20 protein-coding genes are annotated in these 15509 nt (G+C 71.0%); 15 read left to right on the top strand and 5 right to left on the bottom strand.

Annotated features, from left to right (window positions below; all coding sequences use genetic code 11):
- Positions 1-203 precede the first annotated feature (203 nt).
- On the bottom strand, positions 204-1223 hold the full coding sequence (locus ACGFRG_RS06640; protein WP_361428766.1) for a LacI family DNA-binding transcriptional regulator: 1020 nt from the start codon (positions 1221-1223) through the stop codon (positions 204-206).
- A gap of 24 nt (positions 1224-1247) precedes the next feature.
- Entirely contained in the window at positions 1248-2060 is an 813-nt protein-coding gene (locus ACGFRG_RS06635) for a response regulator transcription factor (protein ID WP_361428768.1), read from the bottom strand.
- A gap of 300 nt (positions 2061-2360) precedes the next feature.
- Between ACGFRG_RS06635 and ACGFRG_RS06630 the strand changes: the two genes are divergently transcribed.
- From ACGFRG_RS06630 to ACGFRG_RS06595, 8 genes are all read left to right on the top strand, one after another.
- The gene (locus ACGFRG_RS06630; protein WP_393261970.1) at positions 2361-3188 is read left to right on the top strand and encodes an alpha/beta hydrolase family protein; all 828 of its coding nucleotides are present in this window, start codon (positions 2361-2363) and stop codon (positions 3186-3188) included.
- 33 nt (positions 3189-3221) lie between these two features.
- Positions 3222-3476, top strand: coding sequence for a MoaD/ThiS family protein (locus ACGFRG_RS06625; RefSeq protein ID WP_361428772.1), 255 nt, complete (start codon positions 3222-3224; stop codon positions 3474-3476).
- Between the two features lie 10 nt (positions 3477-3486).
- Positions 3487-4746 (top strand): hypothetical protein, encoded by a 1260-nt coding sequence (locus ACGFRG_RS06620; protein WP_393261967.1) that lies wholly within the window; start codon positions 3487-3489, stop codon positions 4744-4746.
- Between the two features lie 97 nt (positions 4747-4843).
- Positions 4844-5593 (top strand): DUF2993 domain-containing protein, encoded by a 750-nt coding sequence (locus tag ACGFRG_RS06615; protein ID WP_361428776.1) that lies wholly within the window; start codon positions 4844-4846, stop codon positions 5591-5593.
- Positions 5594-5884: 291 nt separating this feature from the next.
- Positions 5885-5965 carry a putative leader peptide gene (locus ACGFRG_RS06610; protein WP_361428811.1) on the top strand — a complete coding sequence of 27 codons (81 nt, stop codon included), beginning with the start codon at positions 5885-5887 and terminating at the stop codon, positions 5963-5965.
- A gap of 153 nt (positions 5966-6118) precedes the next feature.
- Positions 6119-6964 (top strand): sulfurtransferase, encoded by an 846-nt coding sequence (locus ACGFRG_RS06605; protein WP_361428778.1) that lies wholly within the window; start codon positions 6119-6121, stop codon positions 6962-6964.
- A 52-nt stretch (positions 6965-7016) separates the two neighbouring features.
- Positions 7017-7304 carry a DUF1416 domain-containing protein gene (locus ACGFRG_RS06600; protein ID WP_361428780.1) on the top strand — a complete coding sequence of 96 codons (288 nt, stop codon included), beginning with the start codon at positions 7017-7019 and terminating at the stop codon, positions 7302-7304.
- A gap of 120 nt (positions 7305-7424) precedes the next feature.
- Positions 7425-7682: a DUF3099 domain-containing protein gene (locus tag ACGFRG_RS06595; RefSeq protein ID WP_101388965.1), complete on the top strand. Its 258-nt coding sequence runs from the start codon at positions 7425-7427 to the stop codon at positions 7680-7682.
- Positions 7683-7715: 33 nt separating this feature from the next.
- Here ACGFRG_RS06595 and ACGFRG_RS06590 read toward each other — a convergent pair whose 3' ends face one another.
- The gene (locus ACGFRG_RS06590) at positions 7716-8078 is read right to left on the bottom strand and encodes a DsrE family protein (protein ID WP_361428782.1); all 363 of its coding nucleotides are present in this window, start codon (positions 8076-8078) and stop codon (positions 7716-7718) included.
- Positions 8079-8375: 297 nt separating this feature from the next.
- On the opposite strand from ACGFRG_RS06590, the gene ACGFRG_RS06585 reads away from it, so the two are divergent.
- The 3 genes from ACGFRG_RS06585 to ACGFRG_RS06575 all read left to right on the top strand — a co-directional run bounded on the left by ACGFRG_RS06585 (position 8376) and on the right by ACGFRG_RS06575 (position 10516).
- A complete protein-coding gene (locus ACGFRG_RS06585; protein ID WP_361428784.1) occupies positions 8376-8948 on the top strand; it encodes an FABP family protein in 573 nt (190 codons plus the stop codon).
- 85 nt (positions 8949-9033) lie between these two features.
- Positions 9034-9525: a Fur family transcriptional regulator gene (locus ACGFRG_RS06580; RefSeq protein WP_393261962.1), complete on the top strand. Its 492-nt coding sequence runs from the start codon at positions 9034-9036 to the stop codon at positions 9523-9525.
- 10 nt (positions 9526-9535) lie between these two features.
- Positions 9536-10516 (top strand): folate-binding protein, encoded by a 981-nt coding sequence (locus ACGFRG_RS06575; protein WP_361428788.1) that lies wholly within the window; start codon positions 9536-9538, stop codon positions 10514-10516.
- A gap of 180 nt (positions 10517-10696) precedes the next feature.
- On the opposite strand, the gene dtd is transcribed toward ACGFRG_RS06575, so the two are convergent.
- Positions 10697-11122: a D-aminoacyl-tRNA deacylase gene (gene dtd / locus ACGFRG_RS06570; protein ID WP_361428790.1), complete on the bottom strand. Its 426-nt coding sequence runs from the start codon at positions 11120-11122 to the stop codon at positions 10697-10699.
- A gap of 143 nt (positions 11123-11265) precedes the next feature.
- On the opposite strand from dtd, the gene ACGFRG_RS06565 reads away from it, so the two are divergent.
- The 3 genes from ACGFRG_RS06565 (at position 11266) to ACGFRG_RS06555 (ending at position 14408) form a co-directional block, all read left to right on the top strand.
- Entirely contained in the window at positions 11266-11874 is a 609-nt protein-coding gene (locus ACGFRG_RS06565) for an ABC transporter substrate-binding protein (RefSeq protein ID WP_361428792.1), read from the top strand.
- A 62-nt stretch (positions 11875-11936) separates the two neighbouring features.
- The gene (locus ACGFRG_RS06560; RefSeq protein ID WP_361428794.1) at positions 11937-12893 is read left to right on the top strand and encodes an asparaginase; all 957 of its coding nucleotides are present in this window, start codon (positions 11937-11939) and stop codon (positions 12891-12893) included.
- A gap of 252 nt (positions 12894-13145) precedes the next feature.
- The gene (locus tag ACGFRG_RS06555; RefSeq protein ID WP_393261957.1) at positions 13146-14408 is read left to right on the top strand and encodes a GNAT family N-acetyltransferase; all 1263 of its coding nucleotides are present in this window, start codon (positions 13146-13148) and stop codon (positions 14406-14408) included.
- 36 nt (positions 14409-14444) lie between these two features.
- Here the strand turns inward: ACGFRG_RS06555 and ACGFRG_RS06550 are convergent, their stop codons facing one another.
- Complete coding sequence (locus ACGFRG_RS06550) at positions 14445-14636, bottom strand: hypothetical protein (protein ID WP_361433295.1); 192 nt, start codon at positions 14634-14636, stop codon at positions 14445-14447.
- A gap of 141 nt (positions 14637-14777) precedes the next feature.
- On the opposite strand from ACGFRG_RS06550, the gene ACGFRG_RS06545 reads away from it, so the two are divergent.
- Positions 14778-15452, top strand: coding sequence for an HAD family hydrolase (locus ACGFRG_RS06545; RefSeq protein ID WP_393261955.1), 675 nt, complete (start codon positions 14778-14780; stop codon positions 15450-15452).
- Positions 15453-15509 lie beyond the last annotated feature (57 nt).

Raw genomic sequence — 15509 nt, 5'->3', positions numbered from 1 at the left:
TTCGCCCGCGGACCGTGCGGCGTTGCTCGCGCCCCTTCGTTTGTCCGCGGACCGTGCTGGGCTGGTCGCGCAGTTCCCCGCGCCCCTGAAAGCCTGCGGCTGAGCTGAGTCTTCGGCTGCGGCGTACTACCTAGGGGCGCGGGGAACTGCGCGACCAGCCCCCACCGGCCCGCAGCCGAAATCCGCGCACCCAAGCGGAGCTATTAGCAACCGCAGGAGCGGCGGATCACCAGGCGGGACGGGAACTGCTTGAGGCGTTCGCGGCGGGAGCCCGCTACGCGGAGTGCGTCGTCCAGGACCAGGTCCACCGCCGCGCGGGCCATCGCGGGGCGGTCGGAGGCGACCGTGGTGAGGGGCGGGTCCGTCAGACCGGCCTCCTTCACGTCGTCGAAGCCCGCCACCGCCAGCTCCCCGGGCACGTCGATCCGCAGCTCACGGGCGGCGCGCAGCACCCCGATCGCCTGGTCGTCGGTGGAGCAGAAGATCGCCGGGGGCCGCTCGGGCCCGGCGAGAATGTCCAGCGCGACCCGGTACGCGTCGTACCGGTTGTACGGGGCTTGAAAGAGGCGGCCTTCGAGGGAGCGGCCGGACTCGACCATCGCCCGCCGCCAGCCCTCCACGTGGTCCGCCACCGGGTCGCCGACCGCCGGGGTCGACTCGACCCCGCCGAGGCACGCCACGTACGCGTGACCGTGTTCCAGCAGATGACGGGTGGCCAGCTGCGCCCCGCCGATGTCGTCCGTGACGACCGCCACGTCGTCGATCGCCTCCGGCCGTTCGTGGAGGAGCACCACGCGCGCGTCCCAGGCGTCGATCTCCGCCGCCGCGCGCTCGCTGGGGCCCTGGCTGACCAGGATCAGACCGGCGACCCGCATACCGAGGAAGGCCCGCAGGTAGTGGACCTCGCGGTCGTCCAGATAGTCGGAGTTGCCGACCAGGACCATTTTTCCGCGCTCGGCGGCCGCCTGCTCCACCGCGTGCGCCATCTCCGCGAAGAACGGCTGGCGCGCGTCCGGGACGATCATGCCTATGAGGTCCGTGCGCCGCGACGCCATCGCCTGGGCAACCCGGTCGGGCCGGTAGCCCAGCTCCTTGATCGCGGCGAGTACCCGCTCGCGCGTGGCCGGGGCGACCGGCCTCGGTCCGTTGTTGATGACATAGCTGACGACCGCGGTCGACGTACCCGCCAGTCTCGCCACATCATCCCGCGTCACCTTGGCCACGAGCGGGAGTCTACGCGGGGTGACCTACCTCTGGGCAGGGCGTACGGAGGCTTCCTCCGCCTCCGTCCGGGCCGGGACCGATGGGGAGGCCACGGATTCCGCGGCCGCCTTGGCCTTGGCCTCCGCCGCCGACTTCGCCTTGGCCTCCTCGGCCGCCCGTTCGACCTTCTCGGGCGTCACGAACCGGTATCCGACATTGCGGACAGTGCCGATCAGGGACTCGTGCTCGGGGCCGAGCTTGGCCCGCAGCCGCCGTACGTGGACGTCGACCGTGCGCGTACCGCCGAAGTAGTCGTAGCCCCAGACCTCCTGGAGCAGCTGCGCGCGCGTGAAGACCCGGCCCGGGTGCTGGGCGAGGTACTTCAGGAGCTCGAACTCCTTGAAGGTCAGGTCCAGGACCCGGCCCTTCAGCTTCGCGCTGTACGTCGCCTCGTCCACGGACAGATCGCCGTTGCGGATCTCCATGGGGGAGTCGTCCGAGGTGATCTGCTGGCGGCCCATCGCGAGCCGCAGCCGCGCCTCGACCTCGGCGGGACCCGCGGTGTCGAGCAGTACGTCGTCGATGCCCCAGTCGGCGGTGACGGCGGCCAGACCGCCCTCGGTGACCACCAGGAGCAGCGGACAGCCGGGCCCGGTGGAGCGCAGCAGCTGGCACAGCGACCGGATCTGCGGCAGATCGCGGCGGCCGTCGACGAGGATGACGTCGGCACCGGGGGTGTCGACGAGGGCCGGGCCCTCGGCGGGGGCCACCCGCACGTTGTGCAGCAGCAGGCCGAGGGCGGGAAGCACCTCCGTCGACGGCTGGAGGGCATTGGTCAGGAGCAGCAGAGAGCTCATCGCACCCCACCTGCCCAGGTCGTCGGCTTCGTATCGTGCACGGTCTGCTCGCCCATAACGTCGGTTCCTCCTCGGTCCCTGCGAGGACGTTTACGGCACTGCTTCGTACTTCTCGTACTGCTTCCCGTACTCGCGTACGGACGTCTCTTCCGTACTTCGTACGGTCGGCTCCCGCGCCCCCGGAAGCCTGTCGAGTCTTCTTTGTGAGCCTTCGGTCACCTGCCTGTAACAACGGGCCGGAAACGCAAAAGGACCCGGGGGCTGCGCTGCCCGGATCCTCTGCCCAGCAGAATAGCCCACATGAGTTCCGAGCCAGAGGGCCGATTTCACACTGTGGATGTTTCCTCGATCACCAGGGGACCTCGGCGGGCCACTCTGCGCACCTCGGACGGCGTGCCGATCGAGGCGGTCCACGATCCGTGCGCGGCGGGTGCGACGGACACCGTGATCGTGGTCGCGCACGGCTTCACGGGCTCGGCGGACCGCCCGGCGGTGCGGCGGGCGGCGGGGGTGTTCGCCCAGTACACGGGCGTGGTGTCGTTCTCGTTCCGGGGCCACGGCCGCTCCGGCGGGCGCTCCACGGTCGGCGACCGGGAGGTCCTGGACCTGGCGGCGGCGGTGGAGTGGGCGAGATCACTCGGCTACGCGCGCGTGGCGACCGTCGGGTTCTCGATGGGCGGCTCGGTGGTGCTGCGGCACGCGGCGACGCACAAGGGGAGCACGGAGGCGTGCCCGGCGCACACGGATGCCGCGGTTTCGGTGAGTGCGCCCGCCCGTTGGTACTACCGGGGGACCGCGCCCATGCGGCGGCTGCACTGGCTGGTGACCCGGCCCGCCGGCCGCCTGGTCGGCCGGTTCGGCTTCGCGACCCGGATCGACTCCGAGGAGTGGGACCCGGTGCCGCTCTCGCCGGTCGAGGCGGTTCCGCTGATCGCGCCGACCCCGCTTCTGATCGTCCACGGCGACCGCGACCCGTACTTCCCGCTGGACCACCCGAGGATGCTGGCGGCGGCCGGGCCCGCGCGGTTGTGGCTGGAGCCGGGCATGGGGCACGCGGAGAACGCGGCGGGCGAGGAGCTGCTGAGGCGTATCGCCCAGTGGGTGTCGCAGTGGGTGTCGGTGGCGTAGCCCATCATGGGGGGCGACGAAAGGAGTGTCGCCATGGCAGCGGGAACCATCCGCTTCTGGGCCGCGGCCAAAGCCGCCGCCGGTGTCGCCGAGGAGCCGTATACGGCGGCCACGCTGGCGGAGGCGCTCGACGCGGTGCGCGAGCGCCACCCGGGCGAGCTGACCCGGGTACTGCTCAGATGTTCGTTCCTCGTCGACGGCGATCCCGTCGGGACCCGCGGGCATGAGACCGTACGGCTTGCCGAGGGCGGCACGGTCGAGGTGCTCCCGCCGTTCGCAGGAGGGTGACCCCCCAGTCATGAGCGATCAGCAGTACCCGCCGTATCCGTACGACGAGCGCTATCCGCAGTACGACCAGTACGGGCAGCCGGTCCAGCAGCAGCATCCGCAGCACCAGCACCAGCAGCAGTACGAGGCGTACCAGCAGTACGACCAGTACGGGCAGCCGGTCCAGCAGCACGCGGTCCAGCAGCCGGTCCAGCACCAGCAGCACCAGCAGCCGCAGCAGTTCCCGCACGACCCGTCGTACCAGGAGCAGCAGCAGTACACGCAGACGTGGGAGGGCCAGACCTGGGACACCCAGTACCAGCCCACCATCCAGCCGCAGCCCGTGCAGCAGCCGGTCCAGGAGCAGTACGCGCAGGCGTACGCGCAGCCCGCCGCCGACACCGCGTATCCGCCGCCGCGGGCGGAGTCGGCACCGCTGCCTCCGGAGGCGCCGGCCCGGGAACCGGCGCCGGCCGAGCCCGTCCGGGCCGACGGCCCCGCGTACGGCTCGCCCACGATCGTCGGCAACACCCGCGTCACCGACGCCCAGCGCGCGCGTGCCGAGGGGCGTTCGCCGATCATCGCGCCGGGGATGCAGCCCGCCGCGCTCACCGCCGTCCTCGGCCTGCTGCTCGCGGGCGGGGCCGCGCTCGGCAACTACGCGCTGGTGGCGCCGCTGGTGCTGCTCCAGGCGGTCACGGCCGCGGGCTGGTTCCGGCTGAACGGGATGTGGCCCGCCCGCCAGGGCATCGCGCTCGCCTTCGCGGGCGGCCTGGTGGCCGACGTGGCGCTCCTGGCGGTCGGCGACGACCACGGGCCCGCCGCGATCCTGGGCACGCTCGGAGTGTGGGTGCTGCTCACCCTCGTCCTCCAGCTGCGCAGCCACGCGGATCCGGACGAGCGGATGTACGGCCTGATGGCGTCCGTCACCTCGGCGGCGCTCACGGTCCTGGCGGCCGGATACCTCGCCGCGATCCCGCACGCCGTCTCGGTGGGCGCGGTCGCGGTGGCGGTCGCGGTGCCCGCGCGCGCGTTGCCGCTGCCGGGCCCCGTCTCGGTCGCCGTCTGTCTGCTCGCGGCCGCGGGCGCCGGGATCGCGGTCGGCCAGATGACCGACATCGGTGCCTCCGGCGCGCTGCTGGGCCTCGCGGCCGGGGTGTGCGCGCTGATCGGGCTGCGGGTGGCCAGCTACGACTACCCGTCGCGCTTCGTGCACATGACCGCCGGAGTGGCAATGCCCCTCACGGCGGCTGTTCCCGCTTTGTATCTGATCGGTCGAGTGATCGGGTAATTCCGGAGGTTAGGCTCGCATCCGTACGACCGGGCCGATCGGCAGCGGGCTTGATCGCCGACAGATTGAACGACCACGGGTGGGGGACACGTACGCAATGCGCGCACTCCGAATATGGCTGATCGTCGCGGTGGTCCTCGGCGGCCTCTTCGTCGCCGCGGACCGCATCGCGGTCAATGTGGTCGAGTCGAAGGTGGCCGACCGGATCAAGAGCAGTCAGGGGCTGAACGCCACCCCGGACGTCTCCATCACCGGGTTCCCCTTCCTCACCCAGGCGCTCGGCAAGGAGTTCGACGAGGTCGACGTGCGCCTGGGCGGCGTCACCGCCACCGCCGACGGCCACTCGGTCAACGTCACAGAGGTCAAGGCGAAGCTGCACGACGTGAAGGTGAACGGCGGCTACTCGTCCGCCACGGTCGTACGGGCCGACGGCTCGGCCCGTATCTCCTACGCCGACCTGGCGAAGGCCGCGCCCAAGGGCGCCACCGTCTCGTACGCGGGCCCCGAGCGGGCCGCCAAGGGGCAGATCCAGGTCAGCGGGCAGCTCACCGATCTGCTCGACGGGGCGGGTGTGCAGGTCCCGACGAGCCTGCGGCTGCTGCTGGCCGGTCGTACGGTCAGCACGTACAGCACCGTCACGCTGGAGGGCGGCTCCACCGTGCGGGTGCGGTCGGAGGGGCTGCCGAAGCTGCCGGTGGCGGGGTTCGACGAGAAGTTGCGCAAGGCCGTGGACTACGACCTGAAGATCGCGGGGATGCCGCGGGGGATCAAGCTCGACAAGGTCGAGGCCGCGCAGGATGGACTCCGGTTCAGTGGGACTGGGACGAACGTCTCCCTGGCCGGCTGAACCTCTCGGAGGCTGTGTTTCGTCTGCGGGCCGGTGGGGGCTGGACGCGCAGTTCCCCGCGCCCCTAAAGGCCCCAAAGCAGCGGGTGCGGCCCCGGCAGCACGTCCGTGCGGGTCATAGCCGGATTGTGAGACGAGTGTGTCCGGTGGGTAGATGGCTTGCCGGGTGACGGCGCTCCTACCGCCCCGGAAGGCCTTCTTCGGCCAATCTTGTCCCGGATCATGGACGATCGTGTCTCAAAATACGACACACCGGTGACAGGGGCGCGTCCGCGTCCCTACGATCGGGGCTATGAAGCGACAGGCGGATCTCACGAAGCGGCGGGCAGTCGACCTGTGCCGCGTCGCCGCCATGCTCTGTCGCCGCGCCTGAGCGGAACGCTCAATTCCCGCATTCCCCAGGCCCTTTCGGGCGATCCGTTCCGTTCCGGATCGTCAGGGCCCGCGCCGCAGCACTCCGCGCACGCACACAGCGCACCCGCACCCCGCGCAACCCCGCCGCACACTGCCCCGGAGGAGAACCCGCATGAGCCGCAGCGACGTCCTGGTAGACGCCGACTGGGTCGAGGCCCACATCGACGACCCGAAGGTCGCCCTCGTCGAGGTGGACGAGGACACCTCGGCGTACGAGAAGAACCACATCAGGAACGCGATCCGGATCGACTGGACCAAGGACCTCCAGGACCCGGTCCGCCGTGACTTCATCGACCAGGAGGGCTTCGAGAAGCTCCTGTCGGCGAAGGGCATCGCGAACGACACCACCGTCGTCCTCTACGGCGGCAACAACAACTGGTTCGCCTCGTACGCCTACTGGTACTTCAAGCTCTACGGCCACGACAGCGTCAAGCTGCTCGACGGCGGCCGCAAGAAGTGGGAGCTGGACTCGCGCGACCTGGTCGACGGGTCGCAGGTCCCGAGCCGCCCGGCCACCGAGTACAAGGCCAAGCCCCAGAACACCGCGATCCGCGCCTTCCGCGACGACGTGGTGGCGGCCATCGGTTCGCAGAACCTGGTCGACGTGCGCTCGCCCGACGAGTTCAGCGGCAAGCTGCTCGCCCCGGCCCACCTCCCGCAGGAGCAGTCGCAGCGCCCGGGCCACGTCCCGTCCGCCCGCAACATCCCGTGGTCGAAGAACGCCAACGACGACGGCACCTTCAAGTCGGACGACGCCCTGAAGGAGCTGTACGCGGCCGAGCAGGTCGACCTGGCGAAGGACACCATCGCGTACTGCCGCATCGGTGAGCGCTCGGCCCTGACGTGGTTCGTGCTGCACGAGCTGCTCGGCGTGACGAACGTCAAGAACTACGACGGCTCGTGGACCGAGTACGGCTCCCTCGTCGGCGTGCCGATCGAGCTCGGCGCCAACAAGTAACAGCGCGCAGCCCGTTCGGCCCCCCCAAGAACACAAACCGTAAGGAAGAACCATGTGTGGAGCGAAGGCAGGCGGCCCCGACGCCTCGACGATCAAGCCCGGTGAGACCACCATCCAGGGCCAGGTGACCCGCGACGGCGAGCCGGTGGTGGGCTACGTCCGCCTCCTGGACTCGACCGGTGAGTTCACCGCCGAGGTCCCGACCTCGGCGACGGGCCAGTTCCGCTTCTACGCGGCCGAGGGCACCTGGACCGTGCGCGCGCTGGTCCCCGGCGGCCAGGCCGACCGCACGGTCGTCGCTCAGACGGGCGGACTCGCGGAGGTCGCCATCGCCGTGTGACGGCGCGGCGACGCGTGAACCGGCCGGAGGGCCGCACCCCAGGGGGTTGGACGCTTACCTGGACCGGGTGCGGCCCTCCGTGCCGTTTTCGGGCGGCCGATACGGTCGTACGCTGGATTCATGTTGGCCCGTCGGCGGCGCGAGTACTTCTGGCTGATGGGCGGATGCCTGGTCCTGTTCGTGTCCGCCTGGGGCTTCGTACGGCTGTGGTCGGTCCCGGCGGCCGTCGCGATGTGCGTGGTCGCGATGGTGATCCCGCCGGTCGCGGCGATGGTGGCGAACCGGCGCGGCCCGGACGACCGCTGGTGGGACGACCCCTCCGGGGACCCGAAGTCCGACGAGTGGTGGGACGAGCTGGACGGGAAGAAGAAGTACTGAGCCCGTACCTGGATGCGCGAGCCGTACGTGTTCTCAGTACACCAGCGCCTGCGTCTCGTCCTTCATCACTTCCTGTACGAAGACCTGCGCGCCCGCGATCCGTACGCCGTCCAGGACGTCCTTCTCGGTGATGTCGCGCCGGACCGCGCACTGTGTGCACAGGGTGATCGTGCCGGCCGCCAGGATCGACTCGATCAGGTCGGGCAGCGGCGCGGCGTGCGGCAGCTCGAACTCCGCCGCCCGCCCCGGCAGCGCGAACCACGACGACTCGCCGGTCAGCCAGAGGGAGACCTCGACCCCGCTGGCGACGGCGACCGCCGCCACGGTGAACGCCTGCGAGCACCGCTCGGGGGCGTCGGCCCCGGCGGTCACCTTGATCACGAGCTTCTTCGCCATGTGCGGAACTGTACGGGGGCGTACCCCCGCGGTGATCGCTCCCACCGCCGCCGCGCGCCTCGCGGCCCACCTCACAGAGAGCGCCGTGGCCGAACCCATTAGGCTGGGGTACGGCCCTTTACTGCCCACACGCTCATCCGAGGAGCACCCCGTGCTTGAGGCTTTCTTCGAAACCCTGCTGGTCCTGGTCTGCGTCGGTGTCCTCGCCTTCGCCGGTCTGGCCGTGAAGAAGCTGTACCAGGGCCAGCGCTGACCGCGCCCCAGCCGCAGACGTAACGAAAGACTGATCGAAGCCTCATGATCGAGATCCCGTCCGACCTGAACCCGGACCTCGTCCCCCTCGCCTTCCTCCTTGGTACGTGGGAGGGCGCCGGTGTCACCGACTTCCCGGGTGCCGAGAAGGCCAATTTCGGCCAGTCCGTCACCTTCAGCCACGACGGCCGGGACTTCCTGGAGTACGTGTCGCACTCCTGGATCCTCGACGCCGAGGGCAACAAGGTGCGGCCGCTGGAGTCCGAGTCCGGCTACTGGCGCATCGACAAGGACCGCAAGGTCGAGGTCGTCATGGTCCGCGACCAGGGCGTCGTGGAGATCTGGTACGGCGAGCTCGCCCACCAGAAGCCGCAGATCGACCTGGTCACCGACGCCGTGGCGCGCACCGCCGCCTCCGGCCCGTACACCGGTGGCAAGCGGCTCTACGGCTACGTCAAGAGCGACCTCATGTGGGTCGGCGAGAAGGCGACGCCCGAGGTCGAGCTGCGCCCGTACATGTCCGCGCACCTGAAGAAGGTCGTCACGCCCGAGGAGGTCGCGGCCATGGCGCGCGGTCTCGGCGACCTGCCCGACGACGGGATCGCCTTCTTCAAGTAGGCGATCGGGGCCGTCGAGGCCATCGGGGCGATCGAGAAGTACGCGATCAAGCCGGTAATCCCGCCGTGGCTCCTACACTGGGCGTGTGGTGACCACCGACTGGCAGAGCGACCTCCGCAGGCGCGGGTACCGGCTGACCCCTCAGCGCCAGCTCGTGCTGGAGGCCGTCGACGTACTGGAACACGCGACGCCCGACGACATCCTCACCGAGGTGCGGAAGACGGCGGGCGGCGTGAACATCTCCACCGTGTACCGGACCCTGGAGCTCCTGGAGGAGCTGGGTCTGGTCTCGCACGCCCATCTGGGCCACGGCGCCCCGACGTACCACCTGGCCGACCGCCATCACCACATCCATCTGGTCTGCCGGGACTGTACGTCGGTGATCGAGGCCGATGTGGACATCGCGGCCGAGTTCACCGCCAAGCTCTGCGCGACCTTCGGCTTCGAGACGGACATGAAGCACTTCGCGATCTTCGGGCAGTGCCGCAAGTGCGCGGAGGCCTCGGCCTCGGCCGAAGGCGCGGCAGCCTCGGCCCCGGAAGCTCCGGCTGAGGAATCTTCAAGTACCGCGTCGTAGGCTTGCGTACATGCAGCGACATTCAACGACCAGCCCTCTGCTGTCCCTGCCCGGCGCCGTGCCCGCCGAGGCGCCGGACGAGGGTGTCGCCGCGCATTACGGCGACCTCTTCCGGGAGCAGCGCGCACTCGCCGACGGCGCCGGCTTCGTCGACCTCTCGCACCGCGGTGTCATCACCGTCACCGGCGACGACCGGCTGAGCTGGCTGCACCTGCTGCTCACCCAGCACGTCAGCGATCTGGCGCCGGGCCTGGCCACCGAGGCGCTGATCCTCTCCGCGCACGGCCACGTCGAGCACGCGCTCTACCTCGTCGACGACGGTACGACGGTGTGGGCGCACGTCGAGCCCGGTACGCAGCAGGACCTCATCGCGTATCTGGAGTCGATGAAGTTCTTCTACCGCGTCGAAGTCGCCGACCGGACGGGCGAGTTCGCGGTGGTGCACCTGCCCGCCGGGTCCATCGCCGAGGTGCCCGCCGACACGGTCGTACGGGAGACCCCGCACGGGCGTGACCTGTTCCTGCGCCGCGCCGAGCTGGAGAAGTTCGCCGCCGAGCACGGGCCCGCCGCCGGGATCCTGGCGTACGAGGCGCTGCGGGTGGAGTCGCACCGGCCCCGGCTCGGCCTGGAGACCGACCACCGGACGATCCCGCACGAGCTGGGCTGGATCGGGACCGCCGTGCATCTGCAGAAGGGGTGCTACCGGGGGCAGGAGACGGTCGCCCGGGTCCAGAACCTCGGCAAGCCGCCGCGCCGCCTCGTCTTCCTGCACCTAGACGGCAGCGAGGTGCTTCTGCCCGCGCACGGGACGCCGCTGCGGGTGGCGGCGGACGGCGAGGAGGGCCGCCAGATCGGCTTCATCACGACGTCGGCCCGCCACCACGAGCTGGGCCCGATCGCCCTGGCCCTGGTCAAGCGCAACGTACCGCTGGACGCGGAGCTGCTGGCCGGGAACACGGCGGCGGCCCAGGAGGTCGTGGTCGAGCCGTAGCCGGGGCTGCGCCCCCTGCGCCACCGCTTCGGGGCTGCGCCCCATGCCCCGTCGTCATTCGTCCGCGGGCCGGTGGGGGCTGGTCGTTCCCCCAAGTTCTCGGCTCCGCTCGAACAGGGGGGACCCCCATCGCGGCGGAGCCGCACAATGTCGCAGCCCCGCGCCCCTTATCGGCGGGGGCTAGACCTCCACCAGCACCGTGAACGGGCCGTGGTTCGTCAGGGACACCCTCATGTCCGCGCCGAAGCGGCCCGTTTCCACCGTCGCGCCCAGGGCTCGCAGCTGGGTCACCACCTCGTCGACCAGGGGCTCGGCCACCTCGCCGGGCGCGGCCGCGTTCCAGGTGGGGCGGCGGCCCTTGCGGGCGTCCCCGTACAGGGTGAACTGGGAGATCACCAGAAGCGGCGCGGCCACGTCCGAGCAGGACTTCTCGTCCGCCAGGATCCGCACCGACCACAGCTTTCGCGCCAACTGCGCCGCCTTCTCGGGCGTATCGCCGTGGGTGACCCCCACCAGCACACACAGGCCCTCGCCCACGATCTCGCCGACCGTCTCACCGGCCACGACGACGCTCGCGCCGTCCACCCTCTGTACCACCGCTCGCATGAGGCCCAACCTATTGCACCGGCCAATCCAGTCTCACGGGGGCCGAACGGGTGGTGTGTGTCTGCATATGCACCACTGGGAGTGGCACGATGCTGACAGGCGGTGCGATCCATCCCGCACCGGTCGAGGGGACGGTAAGACGCATGAGCACTTCTGGCGGCGGGCCGCAGTCGCCCGGCCCCGTATCGCTGACCCGGACGAGCCCGCGGGCCGAGCGGTCGGCCATCACGAGGCCGCCCGCACAGCGTGCCGGTGACCATCTGCCCGTACCGAAAACATACGATCTGACCACCTTGCGGCTGCCGGAGCTGCGGACGCTGCGGCGTCAGTCGCAGCGCGACGAGGCCGACCTCAGCTATGTGCGGCGGCTGCTGCACGGGCGCATCGACATCCTGCGGGCCGAGCTCGCCCGGCGCACCGGCCCGCACACGCCCGTGGTGGACCGGCTCTCCGAGATCCTGGCGGACGCGCCCTCCTCGCACCGGGCCTCCGCCCGCCACGTCACGCTCTCCACCCCGCGCAGCGCCGAGTACCGGCTCCTCGCGGCGGAAATGGACGCCGAGGTCCAGCTCTCCGACCTCGACGCGCGTACGGACGACGAGCTGCACACCGCCATGGGGCGGCTCATCCGCTACGAGCAGCAGGTCTCGCGGCGCCGCCAGCACCTCCAGCGCACGGCGGACGATTGCAGTGCCGAGATCGCCCGCAGGTACCGTGAAGGCGAAGCACAAGTAGACGACCTGCTCATCTGACCACCGATTCTGACCATCGAATCGAAGGACACAAGGCGGGTCCACGCCCGGAAGGCCCCGCCATGACCATCGACACCGTCATACCCCCGGTCCTCGCCGAAGTCGTACGTTCCGGTTTCGTCGAGGGCCACCATCGGGGCTCGCTGGTGGTGCTGGCGGCCGACGGCAGCGTGGAGCTCGCGCTCGGCGACCCGGCGGCGCCCGTCTTCCCGCGCTCCAGCAACAAGCCGATGCAGGCCGCGGCCGTCCTGCGGGCCGGGCTCGACCTGTCCGGGGAGCGCCTGGCGCTCGCCGCCGCCAGCCACTCCGGCGAGGGCTTCCACCTCGACCTCGTCCGCAAGATGCTCACCGAGCACGGGCTGACCCCCGACGACCTCCAGACCCCGCCCGACCTGCCGCTGGACCCGGCGGAGGCCGAGACGTACCTGGCGGCCGGGCACGTACGCGACCGGCTCACCATGAACTGCTCCGGCAAGCACGCGGCCATGCTCGCGGCCTGCCGCCTCAACGGCTGGGACGAGGCGACCTACCTCGACCCGGCCCACCCGCTCCAGCGCCTCGTCCACGACTGCGTGGAGTCGGCGGCGGGCGAGCCGGTGGCGTCGGTCGGCACGGACGGTTGCGGGGCGCCGCTGATGGCGATCTCGCTGACGGGTCTGGCCCGAGCGTTCCGTACGTTCGTGCTCGCCGAGCCGGGTACGCCCGAGCGCCGGGTGGCGGACGCGATGCGCGCGCACCCCGAGTACGTGGCGGGCACCCGCCGCCCCGACACCTGGCTGATGCGCGAGGTGCCCGGGGTGCTGTCGAAGATGGGCGCGGAGGCGGTCCAGGCGGTGGCCCTGCCGGACGGCCGCGCGCTCGCCTTCAAGATCGACGACGGCTCGGCGCGGGCTCTCGGCCCGGTCCTGTCCCGCGCCCTGCGCCTGCTGGGCGTGGACACCCCGGCGCTCGACCGCATCGGCGACGCACCGCTGCTCGGGGGGCCGGTGCGGGTGGGAGAGGTGAGGGCGGCGTTCTAGTCGCTCGGCTTTCGTCCGCGGACCGTCTTGGGCTGGTCGCGCAGTTCCCCGCGCCCCTGAAGGAGGGCCCGAAGGGCCCATCCAAGGGGCGCGGGGAACTGCGCGAGCAACCCAGCACGGTCCGCAGACGAACAGGTCCCTCGGAGAGTTTCGGGAAGGGGCGGGGTGGGGGAAGAAGGGCGTCAGCCCCCACCGCCCCGCGGCCGCAAAAATCAGGCGACAGCCAAACCGCCCGCTGCCTAGCGTGACCGTATGAGCCCCGACGCACAGGCCGACGTACCGGTCCGCAAGGTCGCCGAAACCGAGTTCACGGACTGGCTGAAGGCCGTGAACGTCGGCTTCCTGCGCCCCCCGCTGGTGTCGGAGACCGACGCGGCGGGGCGCCGCGAGAACACCGACCTCGCCCGCACGCAGGGCGCGTTCGACGGCGACCGCTGCGTGGCCACGTTCCGCAGCTTCGCCCAGGAGCTGACGGTCGTCGGCGGCGCCGCGATACCGACGAGCGCGGTCACCAACGTCACCGTCTCGCCCACGCACCGCCGCCGCGGCCTGCTCAGCCGGATGATGGCGAACGAGCTGGCCGAGGCGAAGGAGCGCGGCGACGTCGCGGCCACGCTCATCGCCGCCGAGTACCCGATCTACGGCCGCTACGGCTTCGGCCCGGCCACCTCGGTCGCCGAGTGGGAGATCGAGGTCGGCCGGACGGGCCTGGACCCGCGCTGGTCGGGCCCCGAGGACGGCGGCCGTATCGACCTGATCACCTCGGAGGACGTACGCAAGCTCGGCCCCGAGCTCTTCGAGCGCTTCCGGGCCGTCCAGCCCGGCACGGTCAGCCGCAACCAGCGCTGGTGGGACCTGAACACGGGCGCGACCCAGCGCACCGGCCACCCCTGGACCGAGCCGTTCTGGGCGCTCCACCGCTCGGCCACGGGCGAGCCGGAGGGCCTGGCGGCGTACACGGCCGACGAGACGTGGACCGACGCCAAGCAGCCGCTCAACACGGCGACGGTCAGGGGCCTGATAGCCCTGACCCCGGCCGCCGAGCGCGCGCTGTGGCACTTCGTCTGCTCGATCGACTGGATCACCAAGGTCCGTACGGGCCACCGCGCCCCCGACGACCTCCTCCCGCACCTGTTCCCGGACCCGCGGGCGGCCCGCCCGGTGACGCAGGCGGACTTCCTGTGGGTGCGGCTGCTGGACGTCGTACGAGCCCTCGAATCCCGTACGTATCCCACGACGGACTCCCTGGTCCTGGAGGTCGTCGACGCGACGGGCCCGACCGCCGGCCGCTACCACCTGGCCGCCACCCCGTCCGGCGCCACCTGCGCCCCCACCTCGGCGTCGCCGGATCTGATCCTGGACGTACGGGAGTTGGGGACGCTGTACCTGGGCGACGAGTCGGCGGTACGGCTGGCGGCGCTCGGCCGGGTCGCGCAGGGGACCCCGGGGGCGGCGACCCGGGCGGACGCCCTGTTCCGGACGCCCCGGCGGCCGTGGTGCCCGGACATGTTCTGAGCGGTGTCCGAACGGGTTCCGCCGGGTTCCGCGGGGTCAGTTCAGTCCGGGCTGCACGATCAGCACGGCCAGGATCACCGCACCGAGGCTGGTGCAGGTGTGGTTGTGGCCCTTGAAGCCGATGCTCAGCAACAGCAGCGCCACCATGCCCATGACCCCGAACTGCCACTGGACGAGCTGTTCGAAGCCGACGGCGAAGATGGCGAACGTGAGCGTGATCAGAGGCATGGGGTCCCTCCTTGTCGAGGCCCGGCGAGTCCGCCGGGGTCCGGTCGGGTGAGGACCGGTCCGCTCGGGGCGAGCGGGCCGGGCGTGCGGGGAAGTGCGCTGCAAATCGGGCCGGGCGAGGGTGCGTTGTAGCGTGCGAGTGTGATTGACCCTCGGGAATTGCTCTGCGATGCCAAGTACGTGTTCTTCGACTTTGACGGCCCCATCTGCCGGTTGTTCTCCGGCCACCCGGCGAGTGTGATCGCCGAGCGGATGCGGCGAGCCATGGCCGCTCACGGGATCCCGCTGGATCCGGTGGCTGATCCGCACGCCGTGCTCCGCGTTGCGGCAGAGCTCGCCGACCGGACTGTCGTGGCCGAGCTGGAGCAGATGCTGACCGAGGAGGAAGTGCGCGCTGCGGCCACGGCCCGCCCCACCGCGTCTGCCGACCCGCTGATCCGTGCGCTGCACGGGACGGGTCGTCGGCTCGCCGTGACGACGAACAACTCGGCGGCAGCGGCGGCAAGTTATCTTGCGTCGAGGGGCCTCGCCGGCTGCTTCGGGGGCCAGGTGTACGGCCGGTCCGGCGATCCCGCGCGACTCAAGCCGGACCCGGACTGCGTGATCCGAGCGCTGGAGGGGACGGGCGCCCACGCGTCGGATGCCTTGCTGCTCGGGGACAGCCGGAGCGACTGGTTGGCGGCACGGGCGGCGGGCGTCGCCTTTCTCGGCTATGCCCGCAACGAGAGGAAGTGGGAAGAGCTGCGGCCTGCGACGGTCGTCGTCCGTTCCCTGGAGCAGGTGCTGGATGCGGTGCTGCGTACACACGGAGACTGACTCGGCCATGTTCATCTCCAGTCGGGCCGAGGCGGCTAGGCAGTCTAATTAGACTGC

It is taken from the genome of Streptomyces sp. NPDC048696 (genome assembly GCF_043198895.1).
Taxonomy (GTDB): Bacteria; Actinomycetota; Actinomycetes; order Streptomycetales; family Streptomycetaceae; genus Streptomyces.
Note: the sequence above shows the minus strand (reverse complement) of the source record. Positions and strands in the feature narration are given on the sequence as shown.

What these genes read in the sequence shown, in the direction of transcription:
- ACGFRG_RS06635 (WP_361428768.1), bottom strand. Translation starts at nt 2,060, where the DNA reads ATGAGCTCTCTGCTGCTCCTGACCAATGCCCTCCAGCCGTCGACGGAG.
- ACGFRG_RS06630 (WP_393261970.1), top strand. Translation starts at nt 2,361, where the DNA reads ATGAGTTCCGAGCCAGAGGGCCGATTTCACACTGTGGATGTTTCCTCG.
- ACGFRG_RS06625 (WP_361428772.1), top strand. Translation starts at nt 3,222, where the DNA reads ATGGCAGCGGGAACCATCCGCTTCTGGGCCGCGGCCAAAGCCGCCGCC.
- ACGFRG_RS06620 (WP_393261967.1), top strand. Translation starts at nt 3,487, where the DNA reads ATGAGCGATCAGCAGTACCCGCCGTATCCGTACGACGAGCGCTATCCG.
- ACGFRG_RS06615 (WP_361428776.1), top strand. Translation starts at nt 4,844, where the DNA reads ATGCGCGCACTCCGAATATGGCTGATCGTCGCGGTGGTCCTCGGCGGC.
- ACGFRG_RS06610 (WP_361428811.1), top strand. Translation starts at nt 5,885, where the DNA reads ATGAAGCGACAGGCGGATCTCACGAAGCGGCGGGCAGTCGACCTGTGC.
- ACGFRG_RS06605 (WP_361428778.1), top strand. Translation starts at nt 6,119, where the DNA reads ATGAGCCGCAGCGACGTCCTGGTAGACGCCGACTGGGTCGAGGCCCAC.
- ACGFRG_RS06600 (WP_361428780.1), top strand. Translation starts at nt 7,017, where the DNA reads ATGTGTGGAGCGAAGGCAGGCGGCCCCGACGCCTCGACGATCAAGCCC.
- ACGFRG_RS06595 (WP_101388965.1), top strand. Translation starts at nt 7,425, where the DNA reads ATGTTGGCCCGTCGGCGGCGCGAGTACTTCTGGCTGATGGGCGGATGC.
- ACGFRG_RS06590 (WP_361428782.1), bottom strand. Translation starts at nt 8,078, where the DNA reads ATGGCGAAGAAGCTCGTGATCAAGGTGACCGCCGGGGCCGACGCCCCC.
- ACGFRG_RS06585 (WP_361428784.1), top strand. Translation starts at nt 8,376, where the DNA reads ATGATCGAGATCCCGTCCGACCTGAACCCGGACCTCGTCCCCCTCGCC.
- ACGFRG_RS06575 (WP_361428788.1), top strand. Translation starts at nt 9,536, where the DNA reads ATGCAGCGACATTCAACGACCAGCCCTCTGCTGTCCCTGCCCGGCGCC.
- dtd (WP_361428790.1), bottom strand. Translation starts at nt 11,122, where the DNA reads ATGCGAGCGGTGGTACAGAGGGTGGACGGCGCGAGCGTCGTCGTGGCC.
- ACGFRG_RS06565 (WP_361428792.1), top strand. Translation starts at nt 11,266, where the DNA reads ATGAGCACTTCTGGCGGCGGGCCGCAGTCGCCCGGCCCCGTATCGCTG.
- ACGFRG_RS06560 (WP_361428794.1), top strand. Translation starts at nt 11,937, where the DNA reads ATGACCATCGACACCGTCATACCCCCGGTCCTCGCCGAAGTCGTACGT.
- ACGFRG_RS06555 (WP_393261957.1), top strand. Translation starts at nt 13,146, where the DNA reads ATGAGCCCCGACGCACAGGCCGACGTACCGGTCCGCAAGGTCGCCGAA.
- ACGFRG_RS06550 (WP_361433295.1), bottom strand. Translation starts at nt 14,636, where the DNA reads ATGCCTCTGATCACGCTCACGTTCGCCATCTTCGCCGTCGGCTTCGAA.